The 19,371-nt window shown below is 57.6% G+C and carries 13 protein-coding genes; 6 read left to right on the top strand and 7 right to left on the bottom strand.

Annotated elements, in window-relative coordinates:
- Positions 1-1,030: 1,030 nt before the first annotated feature.
- Entirely contained in the window at positions 1,031-1,918 is an 888-nt protein-coding gene (locus H3V04_RS03550) for a hypothetical protein (protein ID WP_198187206.1), read from the top strand.
- A 1,484-nt stretch (positions 1,919-3,402) separates the two neighbouring features.
- A complete protein-coding gene (locus H3V04_RS03545; protein ID WP_198187205.1) occupies positions 3,403-4,170 on the top strand; it encodes a TIGR00730 family Rossman fold protein in 768 nt (255 codons plus the stop codon).
- Between the two features lie 18 nt (positions 4,171-4,188).
- Here H3V04_RS03545 and H3V04_RS03540 read toward each other — a convergent pair whose 3' ends face one another.
- From H3V04_RS03540 to H3V04_RS03530, 3 genes are all read right to left on the bottom strand, one after another.
- The gene (locus tag H3V04_RS03540) at positions 4,189-4,866 is read right to left on the bottom strand and encodes an O-methyltransferase (RefSeq protein ID WP_198187204.1); all 678 of its coding nucleotides are present in this window, start codon (positions 4,864-4,866) and stop codon (positions 4,189-4,191) included.
- Between the two features lie 75 nt (positions 4,867-4,941).
- Positions 4,942-6,138: a 2Fe-2S iron-sulfur cluster-binding protein gene (locus H3V04_RS03535; RefSeq protein ID WP_198187203.1), complete on the bottom strand. Its 1,197-nt coding sequence runs from the start codon at positions 6,136-6,138 to the stop codon at positions 4,942-4,944.
- Between the two features lie 84 nt (positions 6,139-6,222).
- A complete protein-coding gene (locus tag H3V04_RS03530; protein ID WP_198177654.1) occupies positions 6,223-8,124 on the bottom strand; it encodes an FAD-dependent oxidoreductase in 1,902 nt (633 codons plus the stop codon).
- 78 nt (positions 8,125-8,202) lie between these two features.
- Between H3V04_RS03530 and H3V04_RS03525 the strand changes: the two genes are divergently transcribed.
- Complete coding sequence (locus H3V04_RS03525; RefSeq protein WP_082067705.1) at positions 8,203-8,547, top strand: MGMT family protein; 345 nt, start codon at positions 8,203-8,205, stop codon at positions 8,545-8,547.
- On the opposite strand, the gene H3V04_RS03520 is transcribed toward H3V04_RS03525, so the two are convergent.
- The 4 genes from H3V04_RS03520 to H3V04_RS03505 all read right to left on the bottom strand — a co-directional run bounded on the left by H3V04_RS03520 (position 8,463) and on the right by H3V04_RS03505 (position 13,862).
- Complete coding sequence (locus H3V04_RS03520; protein WP_198177655.1) at positions 8,463-10,076, bottom strand: DNA-processing protein DprA; 1,614 nt, start codon at positions 10,074-10,076, stop codon at positions 8,463-8,465. The genes H3V04_RS03525 and H3V04_RS03520 overlap by 85 nt on opposite strands.
- Before the next feature lie 49 nt (positions 10,077-10,125).
- Entirely contained in the window at positions 10,126-11,712 is a 1,587-nt protein-coding gene (locus H3V04_RS03515) for a YifB family Mg chelatase-like AAA ATPase (protein ID WP_198177656.1), read from the bottom strand.
- Positions 11,712-12,359, bottom strand: a complete 648-nt coding sequence (locus tag H3V04_RS03510) for a YraN family protein (protein ID WP_232342443.1) — start codon at positions 12,357-12,359, stop codon at positions 11,712-11,714. Before H3V04_RS03510 ends, H3V04_RS03515 begins: the two co-directional genes overlap by 1 nt.
- 606 nt (positions 12,360-12,965) lie before the next feature.
- Positions 12,966-13,862, bottom strand: coding sequence for a pyridoxamine kinase (locus tag H3V04_RS03505; RefSeq protein ID WP_198187202.1), 897 nt, complete (start codon positions 13,860-13,862; stop codon positions 12,966-12,968).
- Positions 13,863-14,128: 266 nt separating this feature from the next.
- Here H3V04_RS03505 and H3V04_RS03500 point away from each other — a divergent pair, with 266 nt between their 5' ends.
- The 3 genes from H3V04_RS03500 to H3V04_RS03490 all read left to right on the top strand — a co-directional run bounded on the left by H3V04_RS03500 (position 14,129) and on the right by H3V04_RS03490 (position 19,239).
- Positions 14,129-15,448: an O-acetylhomoserine aminocarboxypropyltransferase/cysteine synthase family protein gene (locus H3V04_RS03500; RefSeq protein WP_198187506.1), complete on the top strand. Its 1,320-nt coding sequence runs from the start codon at positions 14,129-14,131 to the stop codon at positions 15,446-15,448.
- A gap of 195 nt (positions 15,449-15,643) precedes the next feature.
- The gene (locus tag H3V04_RS03495; protein WP_232340680.1) at positions 15,644-16,534 is read left to right on the top strand and encodes an ABC transporter ATP-binding protein; all 891 of its coding nucleotides are present in this window, start codon (positions 15,644-15,646) and stop codon (positions 16,532-16,534) included.
- 11 nt (positions 16,535-16,545) lie between these two features.
- The gene (locus H3V04_RS03490; RefSeq protein ID WP_198187201.1) at positions 16,546-19,239 is read left to right on the top strand and encodes an ABC transporter permease; all 2,694 of its coding nucleotides are present in this window, start codon (positions 16,546-16,548) and stop codon (positions 19,237-19,239) included.
- The last annotated feature ends 132 nt before the right edge of the window (positions 19,240-19,371 follow it).

Genomic DNA, 19,371 nt, shown 5'->3' with positions numbered 1-19,371 from the left:
AGACATGATGGTAGTCGAGTGCAAGTCGTGCTGGCTGTATCGCCAGACGAGGTCGTCGAATCATTTGAATTCCTGAATGCTGCAATGTGGTTTGCGAGCTATGTCCCGCTTTGGGGAGTACCGATGTTTTGGCTACACCACCAGCAGATCAGTCTTGTCTTGCTTTCCTGGCTCAGACCGTTGCGGCAGTAGAGCATGGCGCACAACTGCTTGTTCCAAGATGCGAGCAGATTGTTAGCGGTGGGGATAGTGTTCCTGCGATAGGTGAGCATGATGATGAAGCTATTCACGGTGCCTTCCCTGATGCTTTCGCCTAACATAGTGCTTCGACCAGACCCTGGTGAGCAGCTTCTTACGACTTCTTGGCGTAGGTGTGCCTAGGATCTATGTGCATGCACCAAATCGAATTTATCCTGTCGGATTGCAACCTGAGCTAAACAAACTTGCTGCTTCCATTCTTCAGTGCCGAGTGACTTAAACCATGTAGATACCCAAATCAAGTTTACCTATATTTCTGCCGCCCAACTCACCGAGATCTTGGTAGTAGCTTTGTTGTATGAGCAATAAGCTGTCTTAGGCGGCGCATACAGAAAAGATGCAATCCAATCGAGTACATTTTGGGCATATTGATATACTGATTTACTCGCTTCAGCCCGTATCAGTTAGTAATGAGAAAATGTTAGGCTCGGAGATTAGCAAAGGTTAAGAGCAATAGGCATATATACGAATGGCAGCCTTGCTTAACAACAAGCCACAAGTTTGATTCCTTTCTGGCGTACTTAAAATAATTGTTCTAGGGTCGAGATACTTGGGAAGTTTTCGTTTCTTGGATACAGTGCATCAACACGCTGCTTCCTTTTTCCATATCTACTGGTTTGTGTTTTGTAAAATGCTGGTATCGGCATACTTCAGTCGATAAAAGTGTTAGCTAGGGAGTATGTTGTACCATTTACTAGACGATGAAGTATCCCTAAGCAATCACGTGGTCTTATGATTGATAAAGAAACTCGGTTGGCAAAAGGAGCACAGTATGGCGAAAGTGAGTTTCGAGGCATTCAAGAAGCTGAATGATGTACCGATTCTCTCGGAAGATGATTTGCGGTCTTGGGGTTCGATCGTAGTGTCGAAAAAGACACGCAGAACCCTGGCTGATAACCTGACTGGTTACCCATTGTCGGCAAGTGGCACCTGGGCCACATATCTGGGCAACCAGCTCGGGGTCGACCCGCCCGATTCATTAGAAGCGCAGTATAAGGCCGTTAAGGAAAACCTTACTAACGAGTTTATTATCGTTGAACTTAATTGGGCGGGCGGGGATAATGGTGATAAACCTTACGGCGGCGAACCCTACAGGTGGCATAATTTTCATGACTGGGCCTTTCACGGTTTCGATGCACAATGGAAGGTTGATGAGAGTGGTGCTGCAGGACATCATCCCAATGGTGTCTACCGTCTGGCTCAGGCTGTTTGGAATACTCCCATCGAAGGGGCCTGGGTTACTGACTTTTGGAAAGGCATGCCGAGCTCAAGTGGGCCGAAACTGAATGCAAATCTCAGTTCTATATCGCAAGCGGAGCGTGACCAACTTGAGGAAGGCATGGTTCAGATTTTGGCTAAAGAAGCCAAGAGTTTGGGCGCTGTCAGACCAATTTGGCTGGTTGTAGGGCATGATTACGATCGGGTCTTACGGCATGCACGAGAACTCGTAGGCGATGAAACCTGGCGGATTATCCTGATTCCCCACCATTCTGGAGGCAATCAGGGGTACGTTAAAGGCAAGGCATCTATGAGGCGTTGGTGCCCCGAAGCTCTTACAGCTATGTACGATTCTATAGGAAAAGCACGTTCCGCTCTCGGACTGGAGTGGGAGGTCGATACAGCTAAGCAGACTAAGTTTGTTTTTCGGCGAGCTAGCTGACATATCTCAGTAACACTGATGACTACTCTGCTATAGGCTTTGCACCTGTATCAGAAAGGAACAGATACGGGTGCAACTGCTATAGCTCGGACTCAAAACATGCTGCGGCAGTGATTTGACTGGTATGTGGTTTAGTAGTGTGAAACTATAGCTCGCTTGGTCCTTAGTCCGCTTGTCAACTTACAGAAGAGGGAAATGGATTGAGTGGTGCGAAAGGTCGAGTGCGGCATATGCGGCTGAGGCTGGTCGGGCTGGGGCTTGATGCTGATATAACGTGAGGTCAAATATAAAGTTGAATCAAATCAACTTGATGAGCTTTTTTGAGTTTGTGAACTACAACCTCGGCTGTAGATGGGTAGGTTGCAAATTAGGTGATGCATACAGCCATCGGGTGCTCTTCATCAATTCCATGGCCTATGAACGAATTTCAATACTTTACTAAATAATCATACCGGATTAACTGCACTTGTGACTCAATAACTGTAAGATAACGCGCTTTCTAGTTGCTTTGAATATTCTTTTTTTAATAATCATAGATACAAGGCTTTACAGGAAAAAGCTAGTTAACAAACAAATCTTTGTACCTACTTAAAGCCATTCGGCTAATTTACTGTCAATAATCTACTAGGTTGTGCCAGATATGACCGGAACGCTACCTATTTGAGTTATTGTCATCAAACATTTTGATGACCCTGTGAAGGGAGTATCCGCCAATAAAACCAGACTTTTTGGTAGAATATCTTGCCGAACAGCAGTACTTGAAAGATATCTTTGACAGCTTTCTTTGCAACACTCAACATATTTTGTGGAAACGTATCCACAGTGATTCTGTTTATTCAATTTGGTCTGGTCGTGTTCCTAGCTCTGGGTTATTTGATGGGCGGTTGTCTTTCCTCTTACCATTTGGCAACCAACTTGGGAACTCTCGTGCAATTGTTGGCAATGTTTCTCAGCGGCCTGACCATACCTTTCGCCATCTTTCTGGACTGGTTGACGAATGTTGTCACGTGGATTTCGTTGACTCTCTTTGGAGACTCCATTTTTAGGGCATCAAAAAATCCTATGCGGTGAACGGGTGCTATGCTTTCAACCTCCATTGTGCTTGCTGTTACTGCAGTGCTTGTATTTTGGGCAGTGTTAGTTTCAAATGGGATGTGGATTGAGTTAGAAACGCGAGGCATCATTGATTAAGCATGTAGGGCAGTTGAAATATTTGAGCAAATCGTAGGTTATCCATGCCACCAGCTATATGACGTTTGAGGTTCGAACCAGGCCTTTCTTAGTTATTTGTCCATGTCTGTGACTGCAGCACCATACTCCGTTGATCTGATTCAGCTCGGCCACGCTACTCGCAGCGACTGCGGTGATTTCTTCAGATATGAATCTGGTCCTGCCCTCAGCCGGGCGGCGGGGGGCAGCTATCATGAGAGCCGGAACAGGATCGAGCGGGTCCTTGGATTGGGGCCCGATGAAGGAATGCGCATATGGCGGATATGGTTGACAATCACAATGACGATGAAGGCCCGGACCTGGGCAGGACCTACCACAGCGGTCCGGTCATCATGCGCGGGCCCATGATTCCCGAGGCGGACGCCAACGCTGGTTTGCTCTCATCGGGCGGTGATACGGACTGGCTGCATATGGACCCCTGGCGGGTGCTGCGCATCCAGGCTGAGTTCGTCGACGGGTTCGGCGCACTGGCGGAGCTGGGGCCGGCAGCCGCCATCTTTGGTTCAGCTCGGACCGTCAGAGAGGATCCTAACTATGCTGCTGCACGCAAGATGGGCGGCGACCTGGCCAAGGCCGGCATGGCGGTCATCACCGGGGGAGGCCCCGGCATCATGGAGGCGGCCAACAAGGGCGCTGCTGAGGTCGGCGGCAAGTCGGTCGGTCTGGGCATCGAATTGCCCATGGAGCAGGGGCTCAACCGCTGGGTGAATTTGGGCATCACCTTCCGCTACTTCTTCGTACGCAAGATGATGTTCATGAAATACTCCTCGGGCATCATCGTCTGCCCCGGCGGGTTCGGCACCCTGGATGAGATGTTCGAGGTGCTGACCCTGGTCCAAACTCATAAGGCACCCAGCATGCCCATTGTTCTCTTTGACACGGCCTACTGGCAGGGACTCTTCGATTGGATCTCGGACACGGTGAAGCAGCGGGGCATGATTTCTGATCTGGACCCCGATCTGGTCATCCGCACTGATGATCCTGATGAGGCTGTCGAAACCATCCTGCGTCACCGTGCCTGAATACTAGGTGCGCGGCACTCAGTGGGCGCGGGTGGCCATGATCATGCCCGTGCCGATGGGCAGCAGGCAGGATTCCCAGGCGTTGTCTTTGCTTATGGCCTCCATGATGGTCCGTAGGGTGGTCGTTTTGGCGGTTCTGTTGGCCGGGTTGAGCACGCCGCCCTTATCCGGGTCCTCCAGCAGATCGAAAGCATCGGTGAAAATCAGCTGTCCCCTGTCCTTGAGCAGGCGCGGGGCCTGATCCATGACCTGTTGGTAGTTTTCCCCATTGCCCGAGACGACGATAAGGTCGTAGTCGCTGGGGTTGAGCCTGGGGAAGTAGGTTCTGGCAGCGGCATTGACCGCCCGCAGCCTCATGCCTGGGTGGGCTTTTTCCATACCAGCGAATATTTTTTTGACCAGAGAGGTGCCTTGGGCTGTGGAGTCAACGGCGGTGAACTGGCCATGGCCGTGTAGGCCCGTCATCAGGCGCAGAGCTTCAACCACGGAGCCGTTGCCGACCAGGATGATGGATGCCGGAGCGTTTCGGCCTGCCAAAAACTGCAGAAAGGCGCCTTGAGACCGGGAACACTGGGCGAATCCGGCCTCCGAAGCCTTGTCTCGCAAGGCCTGCAACTTGTCGGATTCGACGTTCAGAGCGCTTGCCTCGGCGAATTCCCATCCTCTGGCGATGTTGTTGTACGAGGTTTTGTCCATGCTAACCATGGTAACGACCAGAGGGCACAAGCCTGTCGTCAGCTCCTAGTGCCCTGTGTGTGCGCAGGAGTCTGACTACTCCTTGACGGCTTCGACAAGCTTCCACATCTCTTCACCCACGTCGATGCCTCTGGGGCAGGGTCGGGTGCAGGCCCGTATGGACTGGCATGCCTGGATCCCGTCCACCTGGTCAATGGTCTCAAGACGTTCCTGACGATGGCCGTCGCGGGAATCGTTGATGAATCGAGCCGCTGCGATCATGGCCGCCGGACCGGCAAAGGCCTCACCGCCCGCATAAATAGGACAGGCGCCCTGGCAGAGCCCGCAGGCGATACAGGTGCTGAGCAGTTCATACCGGGCCAGCTCTTCCGGCGTTTGCTTGTATTCTGACACTGGTTCTGTGCTGGCTGCTTTCGTCCGGTTCGCTTGGCCGCTATCGGCAGAGGAGTCATCATGGAGCAGATAAGGCTTGAAGCGCCGAATCTGCTCGAACATGGCATTGGTGTCCACTATCAGGTCCCTGAGCGGGATGAAGCCGGGAAGCGGGCGAATCTCTATTATGAAAGATTCTGCATGACCCGATGTTTCTGGGGGATGTGGGGTGTCTGCTGTAAGGCGTCTAGCTTCTGTAGGGTCTGCAGGCACTGGGGTTCCTGCAAGATCTGTGGCCGTAGAGTCTGAGACCGAATCCGAATGCGGTGTCGGTTGGGGCACGGTCGTTGCTGTGGCCGCCGCACCGGTACGACGGAAAGCTGGAGGCTGTTGGACCTGTGGATTTCCAGCAGCTACACCGGGTGAGGCAAATGCGTTTGGTATGGATTTGGACGCAGACAGGTAGTCGGCGATGGTGGCTGTGCAGAGCAGATCCGGACGGCCGTTGATGAGCACGGCATCCGATCCGCACATGCCATGTCCACAGGAGTACCGGAAGTTCAGTGTCGGATCCACCCTCCGCTTGATCTGCAGAAGGGCATCCAGAACAGTGCACTGTGGAGCAATCCGGATTGTGTACTCCTGCGTCCAGCGGCGACCTCGAGCCCGTCGGTTGCCTGTCGTGGCGAAAGGATTGCTTTTGGAGAATGGGTTGGTTCGTGCCGACCGCTCTGATTGAGGTCGTGGGGTAAACCGGGCTATTCTAAAGGTCACTGGACGAGGATCGCGGTCCGGTGAGGAATCCTTGGATCCTTCTGATTCCGTGGACTGTGATGTCACGGTTGCTCCTGTCCTTGTTCGTGAAACGGTCCGATGCCCACTGATATGCGCGAATTCCATCCTAATCCCTGACTGACCTGGGAAGGTGCTGAACAGGTGCCTGACTGAACAGATTGGGCCCAGATTCCCCATAATCAGGGTCCATCAGTAGTTGCGACCCTTGGGAGGCATGTCGACGATATGAACGGGCTGCCAGGAGACGTTTTCCTCGGCATCGATCATGGTGTGAGCCAGGTAGTGTTCGTCATCGCGCTGCGGATAATCACTCCGGTACAGGGCACCGCGGGACTCCCGACGCTGCAGGCTGGCGTTCAGGACGGCCCGGGCCAGGGTCAGCAGGTTGTCCACCTCCATGATGGCGGTCACCTCCTGGTTGAGCACTGCTGTGTCACTGTGCGCATGCAGCTGTCTGGCATCGGCATCCAGTTGATTTAATCCTTGCAAACCCTTTTCAATGCTGCTTTGATCGCATCGGACGGCAACGGCCTCCTCCATCAGCCGTCCCAGTCGACTCATCAGCGCATAAGGGTTGTTCAGGTCGGCATCGACACCGGTGTTGGCTTCTTCGTTTTGGTTGTCGGCCAATGCTGGTTCCGTGGGCTCGGCCTTGCTTGCGCCAGCCAGCAACACGTCCATGAAGGCCTGACGCCTTTGCAGGGCTGGTGCGAGCGGAGACGTGTCGGTCATGTCGTTTGGCTCGTCGGCATTGGACATGGCGGCGGCGATGGTCTGCCCAGTCCGGGTGCCAAAGAGGCAGGCGTCCAGCAGGGAATTGCCGCCCAGCCGGTTGGCCCCGTGAACGCTGACACAGGAGCATTCCCCGGCGGCGAACAGTCCGTTGACGATTCGACGGTGGCCATTCTGCCAGCGGTAGACGCGACCACGATCGGTAATGGGAATGCCTCCCATGGTGTAGTGGGCGGTGGGTTTGACCGGAACCATGTCCACAGAAGGATCCAGATGTGCGTAGCGATGGATGGTCTCGGTGACCTGGGGGAGCAGGGTGGTCATGCGCTGGCTGTCAATGCCGGTCATATCCAGCCAGACGCAATCATGAGGTCCGTCAGGGTCCGATGGATCGGCCACTCCCCGGCCTGCATCAATCTCGGCCATGATGGAACGGCTGACCACATCCCTGGCGGCCAGGTCGCCGTGTCCCGGCGCGTAGTCCTGCATGAAGGCCCGTCCCTGACTGTTCCTGAGCACGCCGCCTTCTGCGCGGGAGGCTTCTGAAAGCAGGATGCCCGTGTGGCCCAGGCCCGTGGGATGGAATTGGATAAACTCCACATCCTCCAGCTGCAGGCCGGCCTGCAGGGCGAGCGCCATGCCATCGCCGGTCAGATCCCAGGAGTTGGAGGTCGTATGGAAGAGGCGGCCGGCCCCGCCCGTGCACAGGACGATATTGTCGGCTTGGATGGCCTGCAGCTTGCCGACGTGAGTGTCCAAAACGATCAGTCCTCGGGCCTGGCCGCCGGATTCCTCATCAGCGGGCGGATCCACGACCAGATCGGTCACATACCATTCCTCGGCGAACTCGACTCCTTGACGCAGGCACTGCTGCCAAAGGGCGTGCAGGATCTGGTGGCCGATACGGTCGGCTGCATAGGCTGCTCTTCGGACTGGATGGCCGCCATAATCGGCGGTATGGCCGCCGAACTTCCGCTGGGCGATGTGCCCGTCTTCGGTTCTTGAGAAGGCCACCCCGTCATGCTCCAGCTCGATGACGATGCCCGGGGCCTGCTCGGCCAGAATCCGCACGGCATCCTGGTCAGCCAGCCAGTCGCTGCCCTTGATGGTGTCGTAGTAGTGCCAATGCCAGTCGTCCTTCTCCTGGTTGCCCAGACTGGCCGCAATGCCGCCCTCTGCTGAGCCGGTGTGGGATCGCAGGGGCTGCAGCTTGGAGACGACCAGGACCTTTGGTGACGAGCTGTTTTCGCTCTGTTTGCCCTCTAAAGCTCTGTAGAGTCCCAGAGCCGTCGACAACCCGGCGGCTCCGGCTCCGACGATGACGGCATCATAGCGGTTTCTGACCTTCTGCGGATTCATACCATTGATACTGTCACGACCTATTGATAGCGGCGGCTCCTCCAGCCCATGTCTGCTTGCGCGGGCAGAATGGGTCTTATGACCGAACTTTCCTTCTCCCAGCAGGTGTATCAGGTCGTCAGGCGGATCCCTCGCGGCAAGGTGGCCACCTACGGTCAGGTCGCCTCTCTGACTGGCCATCCGCGCAACGCCAGGTTCGTGGGTTATGCGCTTCATGACAATCCTGAACCTGGGGTGATTCCCTGTCATCGCGTGGTCTTCCGCGATGGTTCTCTGGCACCTGGATTCGCTTTTGGCGGGCCTGAACGTCAGCGTCAGCTGCTGGAGGATGAAGGCGTTCATTTTGTTCCTCCCCGCAGCGATGAATCGGCTGGTGCGGACGGCTGGGTGGTGGATTTGGATCGCTGTCGCTGGAAGGCTTGATTCTTCTGGTCTTCAGCTGCCACGCATCCATTCTGCAGGCTGATCAGACCACAAATCTCCAGGGAACCCAGCAGCTGCATCAGATGCCTGACTGAGAGCTCATGTCCCTGATTGGCCAGCTCAGCGCGAAGCTGTCCCATCATGGGCGGACCGCCCCAGCGCTGGCAGGTACGGATAGCCGCCAGCACGGTTGCCTCTTCCTTGGTTAAAGGCAAGTCGTCAGTTTTTTCACATTCACAGTCCCTACCTGGATTCGATGGCGGGGTTGGAGGATGCTCTTTGTGCTGAGAGTGGGTCGGAAGCCTACCTCCATTAGTGCCGGATTGTTTGAGTGTGATTGGGAGCGGCTGATTGCCGTGAGTGGTTTGGATCGGATAATCACAGTCAAGCGGCGGTGTGCGCTGCGTGGGTTGTCTACTTGCTTGATGCTCATGATCTTCGGTGGTTTTGGCTGAAACTCCGGCTCCTTGTTGAACAGACTCGTCAGGGTGGATAGGTGCATGGGCGGGATGGCAGATGTCTTGGACGTCGGAGGCCGACAGGAGCAGCTCCGCCTTGCCTTCATGGATAAGCCGGTTGCAGCCGTTGTTTTCCGGCTGGTCGATTCTGCCTGGGGCAGCCAGTACGCGACGGCCCAATTCCACACCCCAATTGGCGGTGTTCAGCGCACCGGATCGGTGACGAGCCTGTGCTACAACGATGTCGGAGGCCAGGGCGGCGATGATCCTGTTGCGCAGAAGGAACCGACGCGCCTCGGGGATGGTGCCAGGCGGCAGCTCGCTGATCAGCGCGCCGCCATCTGCCTCAATGTTCTCGAACAGACGGCTGTTGCGTTTGGGACCCATATGCAACAAGCCTCCGGCAAAAACGGCCACCGTGCGTCCGCCGCCGGCGGCCAGGGCTCCCCAGTGGGCCGCGGCGTCCGTGCCCATGGCTCCGCCGGAGACGACCAGGTGGCCTTGGCCGGCGGCCTGTCTGGCGATCTGATGGGCGATGGACCGTCCATACTCGTCGCAGGCTCTGGACCCGACCACGGCCAGGGGGTGGTCACAGCAGATCAATGTTTTAGGATTGCCTCGTCCCCACAGGCAGAGGGGAGGGGCCCAGTCGGAGCGGCGTGCCAGGTCATCCACCTGGCCTGGCCAGCAGGGGTCATCTGGGGTCATCACCCAGAATTGGCCCCCACCTGTCATCATGGTTCGTACCTGGTCGGTGTCCATGGCCAGCAAGGGCGCCAGGCGTTTTCGCCAGGAATTGCTGATTTTGTGGAACCGGGTGAGGTCCTCAGGGCTCGTTTGCCGTCCCCATCGAACCGCCCCTTTAAGAAAGCGTTCGTCCAGACTGACACGAGCAGCATCATGGGGACTGCCGCTCTCCGACTGATTCGGCGCTCCCAACTCGATCAGATTTCGGCACAGGTCGGCAGCCTGGTCCGAGCCCAGCAGGCAGGCAATCATGAAGGCATCGGGGCCGTCTGCCGCCAGGGTCAGTACAGCTCTGGCAAGCCAGTCGTTTTCAGCCATGGACATCGGTCGCGGTTTACCGGCGGGCATGGTTCTCATCAAAGGTTTGGACATCTCATACGGCCCTTGTCCTGAGAAGGATGCCTGTGGTCACATCATCGGCACCGGGGCTGGTCCGCCCGTCCAGGTCAGCCAGAGTCCATGCCAGGCGCATGGTTCGGTCGGCTCCGCGCAGACTGATACGTTGCTTGTGCAGGGCCTGATCCACGACCGAACGTGCCTTGGCTGATGTGTTCTGGCGCAGCCATTCGCCGCTGATCTGTGCGTTGCAGGTCCAGCCTTCCTTGTGGAAACGCTCTTTCGCCGCCTGGCGGGCGCGGGTTACCCGCTGGCGGATCTTGGCGCTGCGCTGGCGTGGACGGTGGTCGTCGAAATCCGGGTTGGTCACCGGAGGGACTGTGATCTGGATGTCGATGCGGTCCATGATGGGTCCTGACAGCCTGTTCCAGTAGCGGAGGCGTTCGCGGGGCGTGCAGGTGCAGCGCTCGCCGGTGCCGTATCCGTATCCGCAGGGGCAGGGATTGGCGGCCATGACCAGCTGGAAACGAGCAGGGAAGGTGGTGCTGCCCTTGGCGCGGGACAGGAAGATTCGTCCGATTTCCAGGGGCTCGCGCAGGGATTGGATCACCCTTGGAGAGAACTCCGGAGCCTCATCCATGAAGAGGACGCCACGATGGGCACGGGTAATGGCGCCGGGCGTGGCCAGTCCTGCGCCGCCCCCGACCATGGCCGCCATGGAGATCGTATGATGTGGGGCCTCGAAGGGCGGCACATCGGTGATTCCATACTGGCTCAGCGTACCGCACAGGGATCGGACGGAGGCTACCTCCAACTGTTGAACAGCATCCAGAGCGGGCATGATGCTGGGTAGCCGTTCTGCAAGCATGCTCTTGCCGGCTCCCGGGGGACCGACCATGAGCATGTGGTGACCGCCGGCTGCAGCCACCATCATGGCCCACTTGGTCTCCTCCTGACCGATCACGTCAGCCATATCCGGCTTGGGGGGAGTTGGGCCGGCATTGGCGGGGGAGTTGTCTTGATGACCTGGGTTCCTGGGGTGCACACTCGCTATGTCGGCCGGTTTGTCAGAGTTCTTGTGGCTGTCTGACTCAGGTACGGCAACCCTGCTTTGCCCGCCCAAGGCCTGGATGAGCTGGCCCAGGTGGCGCAGTCCCACGACTTCTATATCGGGAACCAGACGGGCCTCGTCAAGGTTGTCTGCGGGGACGAAAGCCCGTGTGATTCCCTGAGCTCTGGCCTGAGTCAGAATGGGCAGCAGGCCATTGATGGGCAGAATCGTGCCGTCCAGGTTGAGTTCGCCCAGGATGACCGTATGGTCCAGGCCTTCCGTCGGCAGCGCTCCGCCGGCTTCCAGAACACTGGTCGCAATGGCCAGATCGTGTGAGGAGCCATGCTTGGGTTTTGAAGCAGGGGACATGTTGACGGTGACCCTGGTCTGCGGCCACCGGAATCCGCAGGCCGAGCAGGCGGATTTGACCCGTTCTCGCGACTCCGACAAGGAGGCGTCCGGCAGACCGATGATGGAGAAGTAGGGCAGACCAGGGGAGATGAAGGACTGTACGTGGATGAGAAAGGCCTTGAGGCCTATCAGTCCCACGGATTCAGCGGATCCAAGACGCATCAGAAGGCCTCCCTGGTGTGTCTGAGGAAGACCGATCCCGGATTCCAGCCGCCCCTGCCCGAACGGTTGGATCCCCTGACGGCCTCGGTGGATGCCTGACTGGAAGCCAAAGGATAAGGGCTCTCGGAATGAATGTTTCTGCCAGGGTCGGACTTGACTGACAGACTGATGACATCGAAACGGGTGCCGCGATGTCGCGCGCTGGGATCTCGGTCGTGGCTGATCAGCCATTGGACTGCTGCGCGACGCAGGTGGGTCTGCTTGCGCGGGCCGACAGCCTCTTCTGGGGATCCGAACCGACCGGTGCGCCTGGTCTTGACCTCTACGAAGACCAGAATCGCCTCGGGATCCAGGGCGATGATGTCCAGCTCGCCGAACCGGCTTCTCCAATTCCGGGCCAGGATTCTCCAATTTCGTTGCCGCAGCCACTGGCAGGCGTAGTCCTCGCCCAATCGTCCTAGCTCTCGGCTGTTTATGCCACTGGCTCCGATCTGTCGTTCAAGATCCGCCAGCTCTATGTCGAAGGATTCATCGTTGCTTGTGCCTAACCTTGTCCTCCCAGGGCGCATGGTTTCTGGATTGTCGACGGACCTTATGGAATCGGGCAGAGCGCTTATGGGCTGTGTGACCGATGGGTCTGCGATCATAGCGTCAGCATCGGTTCTGTCGTCTTTGTCATTGATGAATGCGCGGAGATTGGTTGGTCTAGTCAGTGCTTGTGTGTCCATGTTTCTAGGAGACCACTGGAAGGAGGTCGGCGACTAGTCGAACCAGGCATGTGGTCGAATGAACCTTTGCACGCACGAAAGTGGATGAACGAGTGGATTGACGATGCTGACGCTGTATCGATTCTATTCATTTCTGTATCAGGCAGCGGCCACAGAGGCAAGAAGAACTGAGACGGAAGAAAGCAGTGCCAAGTAAAGTAGAAACCGGGCAAAAAGGACCAGGTAAAGCCGAACTAGGGGAACAGAAACCAAGGAAGCAAGGGAGGGCATGACAGTAGGCAGCTAAATGAACCAGAAACAAAGAGATAACAGAGACCGGAAGGCACCGCCGGCGAATTCGTTGGCAATGCCTTCCGATCTGCTGTGGTCAGCAACTTATCTTTATGACTGATTTGTCACCCTGTCGACCGGGTCTTTGGCTGGCAAAATGCAGTGATTTATGCGGTCTGGATTCCATTCATCCACCTTGGCCTCCCACTCTTGACACATGCCTGGACGCCTATGCCGCTTTCACCGGGCTTGGGCTCACCGCTCCTGCATCAGAGCGGTCATTTGCCCCAGATCCAGCTCGAAGCTGACCCCGCGCTGCTGATAATCGGGCTGATTGCGTGTGTGTTGCATGGCCGAGCGGACGAACTCGCCGGCGATCCGGGCGGCATCGGCCAGGCCTCGTCCCGCAAAGAGCGCCCCACAGAGGCTGGAGGCGAAGGCATCGCCGGTTCCGTGAATCATGAAGGGCAGCTTGTCGTGGACCAGCTCAGTGCGCTTGCTGACACCGCCATGATCCGCTGAGGCCACGAAGTTGCGCAGCTTGCCGTCCTTCCGGTCGATGCCCTTGATGATGACGTTTTTCGCGCCCATGTCCAGCAGAAGGCCCAGACGCTCGCCAACCTGGGCATCGTCAAGGTCCTGGCCTTCGTAGTCGATGCCGGTCAGCAGACTGACCTCGGTCAGGTTGGGCATGAGCAGGTCGGCTCCATCGACCAGATTGGTCACGGCCCGGCACATCTCCTCGGTGTAGGTGGGGTACATGGATCCGCCGTCGCCCATGACCGGGTCGACCAGCCGCAGGGCCTTGGGGTATTCCCGATACATGCGCTGGATGATGTCGACCTGCTCGGCGCTGCCCAGGAACCCGCTGTAGATCCCGTCCAGCTCGACGCCCTCCTTCTGCCAGGCGTCCAGGTATCCCGGCAGCATCTCGGTGGTGTCGTGGAAGGTGTAGTCCTTGAACATGGTGTGTGCGCTGAACAGGGCCGTGGGCACCGGGCAAACGTCGCATCCTGCTGCCGAAAGGATGGGGATGGCGGCCGTCAGCGAGCACTTGCCATACCCGCACATGTCATGCACAGCGGCGACTCGGGGGATGTACTTGCTGTCGCGCTGGTAGAGCCTGTTCTGATCGTCCGTCTGTCCGGCCATCTTTTGAACTCCTTCATGCCTGCTGAGGCTGTTCGCAGCGGAGCCTTCTCCGTTGCTTACCCGACTCTACAGCGAAGGGGTTAAACGGGTACCTCCGCGTGTGCAATGTCGAGACGGAAAAGGCCCGCTTTCAACCTTTTGGAAGCTGTTATAAAAAAGGACGATACCGAAAAGTCCTTTCCGGCTTGAACAGGTGGGCTTGGGCCGCTTATGGTCACATCAAGAACTTGACCGATGACGTACGTCACCAACAGATAGGAATCGACATGACCGACCAGAACCCGCACAAGTACCATTTCGAGACGCTTCAGCTCCATGTAGGCCAGGAGCAGGCCGACCCCGCCACTGATTCCCGGGCCGTGCCCATCTACGCCACCACCAGCTACGTCTTCCACGACTTCGATCACGCCGAGGCCCGATTCGCCTTGAAGGATCCGGGCAACATCTACGGCCGCCTGACCAACTCCACCCAGGGGGTCTTCGAGGACAGGATCGCCGCCCTGGAGAACGGCACCGCCGGTTTGGCCGTGGCCTCGGGAGCGGCAGCCGTGGAGTATGCCTTCCGGAACATCACCCAGACCGGGGACCATATTGTGTCCTCCAAGAACATCTATGGGGGCACTTTCAACCTCCTCAAGCACACCCTGCCCCGCGATGGTGTCGAGACCACCTTCGTAGATCCTTCGGACCCGGCCAACTTCGAGTCGGCCATCCAGGAGAACACCAAGCTGGTCTTCTTCGAGACCTTCGGCAACCCCAACGCCGACCTGCCCGACTTCGAGGCCATTTCAAAGATCGCCCATGACCACAACCTGCCGGTGATTGTCGACAACACTTTTGCCACCCCTTACCTGTTCCGTCCGCTGGAGCACGGTGCTGACATCGTCGTGGAATCGGCGACCAAGTTCATCGGCGGCCATGGCACCACCCTGGGCGGGGTCGTCGTGGAAGGCGGCAAGTTCGACTGGGCGGCAGTGCCCGGCAAGTTCCCCACCTTGACCGAACCCGACCCCAGCTACCACGGTCTGCGCTTCTATCAGGATCTGGGGGCTGCGGCCTTCGTCACCCGTATCCGCGCCATCCTCCTGCGCGACACCGGCGCCGTCATTTCGCCCTTTGCAGCCTTCCTCCTCCTGCAAGGGACCGAGACGCTCTCGCTGAGGGTTGAGCGTCATGTCGAGAACGCCCTGAAGGTGGTGGATTACCTGCAGACTGTGCCGGAGGTGGAGTCGGTCAGCCATCCGGCCATCGAGGGCCGCCCTGACCACGAACTCTACAAGCGCTACTTCCCCAACGGCGCCGGCTCCATCTTCACCTTCGATCTGAAGGGCGGCAAGGACGCGGCCAGGGTCTTCATCAACAACCTGCATCTCTTCTCCCTTCTGGCCAACGTGGCAGATGTGAAGTCCCTGGCTATCCATCCGGCATCGACCACCCACTCCCAGGAGACGCCGGAGGAGCTGGAGGATCAGGCCATCCATCCCGGTACCATCAGGCTCTCCATTGGCACGGAGAACATCGAGGATATTCTGGATGATCTCAAGGGTGCCTTCCAGGCACTGAAGGAGTCCGGTCTGGCCAAGTAGCCGGCAATCACACTTCCTTCTTGGTCCCGTATATGCGTGATATATGACCGAGAAGGCGAAGAAATACAAGGTGCCTGTCGAAACCTCATTACGTTTCGATGGGTGCCTTTGTATGTGCCCTCTCTTCACCCCTTTCCAGTCGCAGACACCACCTGACCGGTCAGGCGGAAATGTTGCGGTGAGTAAAATGGAGGCATGAAACATGGAGCAAAGACGAGGTCGTCTTCCGATCCGTCGTCCGGTGTGGGGAAACCGAGGCAGATTGCCCAGGTGGCCATCAGGGCCAAGGGATTGACCAAGGACTATGGGAGTGGGGAGAACCTGGTCCATGCCCTGCGGGGTGTCGATGTCGAATTCGAGCGGGGCAGGTTCACGGTCATCATGGGTCCCTCCGGATCGGGCAAATCCACCCTCATGCATACCTTGGCCGGCTTGGACACTGTTACCTCCGGACATGTCTACCTGAACGGGACCGATGCCGCCGGGGTGAAGGGCAAGCGGACCAGCCGTCGTGGAGGGCGGAGGGGAGTGGTCGACCTGACCAAGCTCAACGACAATCAGCTGACCCTCTTGAGGCGCCAGAGTCTGGGCTTCATTTTCCAGAGCTTCAACCTCCTGCCCATGTTTACGGCCAAGCAGAATATCCTTATGCCCTTGATCCTGGATGGGGTCAAGCCAGACACAGCCTGGCTGGAGGTTCTGGCCAAGACCCTGGGCCTGGAGGAGAGGCTGAGCCACCGGCCCAGTGAGCTATCGGGTGGTCAGCAGCAGCGTGTGGCCATCGCCAGGGCCCTCATCACCAAGCCTTCAATCGTCTTTGCGGACGAGCCTACGGGAAACCTGGACACGGCCTCATCGACCGAAGTGCTCAGCTTCCTGCGGGATTCGGTCCGCGAGCTGGGGCAGACCATCATCATGGTCACTCATGATGTCTTTGCGGCCTCATTTGCCGACCGGGCTTTGGTATTTGCGGATGGGCGGATCGTGGCAGACCAGGACAGACCCACTGTGGATTCCATGAACTCCCTGCTCTCCGAGGAAGTCATGGCCTCCGCAGCTACAGCTGGCTCAGCTGCTCATCGCTGAGGGGAATGCTCATGTGGTTCGTCGCCAGAAAAATGATGCGGCATGACCTGGGCATGATGGTTCCCGCGGGCATCGCCATTGTCGTCGGAACACTGTTTATTGCCATGATCTTCCTCTTCGGCAACACCATGGACGTTTCCATGCGGCAGATGGTCTCATCCGATGCGGCCCAGGCCAACTACGCCATCATCCCCGCGGAAGGCAGCAATCCAGATCAGAAGAGAGTGAAGGACTTCAAAACCGAGGAGCTGGCAAAAGTCCCAGGCGTTCACGCAGTCAGGTCAGACACCCAGCTCATGGCGGATGTCCGCGCCGGCAAAATCAAAAGCGAGAGCGTGATTGCCATTCCTATGGCGGATTCATCGCTGATGCCGGTCGGTCTCGCCAAGGGATCCTGGCCCAGTGCCGACGACCAAGTGGTCCTACCCGGGCCGACTGTGTCCAGGCTCAAGCTCTCCCTGGGTGACAGAGTGAATCTGAATCTGTCGCCTAACATGCTGTACATATCCGAGGACCATGGGTCGAAAAATCAGGCCAGTGCCGACCAGGTGGCGGGCAGGTTCATATCGAAGCCCCTGACCTTGTCGGGCGTCAGTTCGAACCGGGGGAACGAGGGCGGCGAGTTTGGCGAGTCGGGCGGTGCAATCGTGCTGACCCCCAAGACCATAGATGACTTTATGGCTACAGCAGGCCTTGGCAACATGGGTAATCTGTATGCCCAAAATGCATACTTGAATGTTGCCGGGCAGGGCAGCGACCTCGATGGGGCTCTGGCCTCTCTGCGCAAGCTCATGCCTTCGGGCTATTCCCTAGAGGACCGTCACACCGTGGAGGACCGACTGGTCAAGACCGCGCTCGGCGGTTCCCAAAACCCCGTGACCACCTTCCTTCTGGTCTTTGGCACACTGGCCATGTTCGTGGCTGCCACCGTCATCGCCAACACCTTCCAGGTCATGGTCGCTCGGCAACGTCGCTATTTGGCCCTCCTGAGGACGATTGGCGCCAATAAGAGCCAGGTCAGGGCCAGTGTTCTGATGCGTTCAATCATCCTGGGCGCTGTGGCATCCCTGATCGGGGTTGGCGTCGCCATCGGCATCATGGCTGTTCTGGGTGTAGCCAAGGCTCATACGAGTTCCCTCTACTTCCAATTGAAGCTGACTCCGGCAGTCTTCCTGGTGCCTCTTGTTTTCGGCATCATTGTTACGGTCCTGGCCTCCCTGGGCTCCTCATGGGCCGCCACCAGGGTCAGTCCTTTGGAGGCGCTGAGGCCTGCCGATCTTCTGGAGAACAAGCGGACGAGCAGGATGCGTCTGTTTGCCAGCGTGGTCATGATTCTGCTGGGCATCACCATGACGGTCTGGTCCCTCTGGCAGGTCAGGCTCAGTGTCACGGAAGACAAGGCCAGCAAGACATCCGGAGACGGGCCGAACATTGTTGCTGCCATGGCTGTCATCGGCATTGTCCTTGCCTTCATGGGCATTCTGTTCAGTGCCAATCGTTGGATTCCTTTCATCCTCAAGGGAGTCGGGTCCCTGGTTTCTCGGATCGGGCCCTCGTCCACAATCGCCGTGGCTAACATCGCGCGGAATCATTCCCGTGTGGCGGCTACGGGTACCGCCCTCCTAATCGGCGTGACACTGGTCGCCACCCTGGCCACGGGCGCCGCCAGTGCCAAGCAGACCATGGCCAACATGCTGGACGAGCACTACTCCGTCGATCTGCAGATCAGCGCCGATGGCCTGGATGACAAGGCTCTGAACGCCATTCGACGAATCGAAGGGGTCGCGCAGGCCGAGCTGGTGCCCCAGTATGCTGCCATGGTCAAATCAGGCGGTGAGAACGGTGCGGGAATGACTATTTTCGCCCTGGATTCACACAAGATCGATCGTCTCCTGAACGCCAAGGTCGGCAAGGATCTTTCCGGACAGGATGCCCTTTTGCTCCCGGAAAGCCTCATGGACAAACAGAAGGATTTTCACGACGGCGGGAATCTGGGGCTCAACATTCTCAACCCGATTCAAGGCGATGCTCATGGCGGATCCGCATCGGTGGCTCAAAGACTCTTTGTGACCAGTGTCTATGCGCCCTTCCAGGGGATTGATGCCGGCAATTTCTATGGTCTGACTGACTCATCCTCGCTAAATGGCGTTCAGCCGCAGACCGTGCAGATCTGGGCCAAGGTCGATGGCTCACCAACAGTCCCGGCATTCATCGACAAGGTAAAAGACGCGCTTTCTGGTTATTCGGCTGTTGCCGTCAAGGGTGGGTTGGCTGAAAAGCAGCAGTGGGATCGGACCATCGACAGCTTGCTCATGATCATCCTGGCTCTCTTGGCGGTGGCGGTCGCCATCGCCCTGATTGGCGTGGCCAACACGCTTTCCCTCTCGGTGCTGGAACGCCGACGGGAGTCCGCCACCCTGCGGGCTATCGGGATGACCCGGAAACAGATCAGACGGTCCCTGGCTGTGGAGTCAGGACCGATAGCTCTGGTGTCGTCCTTGTCTGGCATGATCCTGGGCCTGCTCTTCGGCTGGGCTGCAGCCTATGAGATTTTCTCCTCTCTGGGGACGGTGGCTTTCCCCATTCCTTGGACCATAGGCATAGTGATTCTGCTGGTGGCGCTCGTAGCCGCGATCTTGGCAAGCGTCCTGCCTGCAAGACGCGTCAACCGGACTCCACCGGTCGTGGCTCTAGCAGAGGAATGACGACAAGCCAGCCTTCACCCAGGCGCATCTTGGTTGAAGCCGGGAATGAATGACTCATTCTGCCGGGTGATGGTTTCCTTGATGCTGCTTGAGGTGTTCCTGTAGTCAATCACGGGAATCCAGGCAACTGTT

It is taken from the genome of Bifidobacterium sp. M0353, assembly GCF_016100645.1.
GTDB lineage: Bacteria > Actinomycetota > Actinomycetes > Actinomycetales > Bifidobacteriaceae > Bombiscardovia > Bombiscardovia choladohabitans.
The sequence above is the reverse complement of the archived record's forward strand: the minus strand, read 5'-3'. Positions and strand labels throughout refer to the sequence as shown.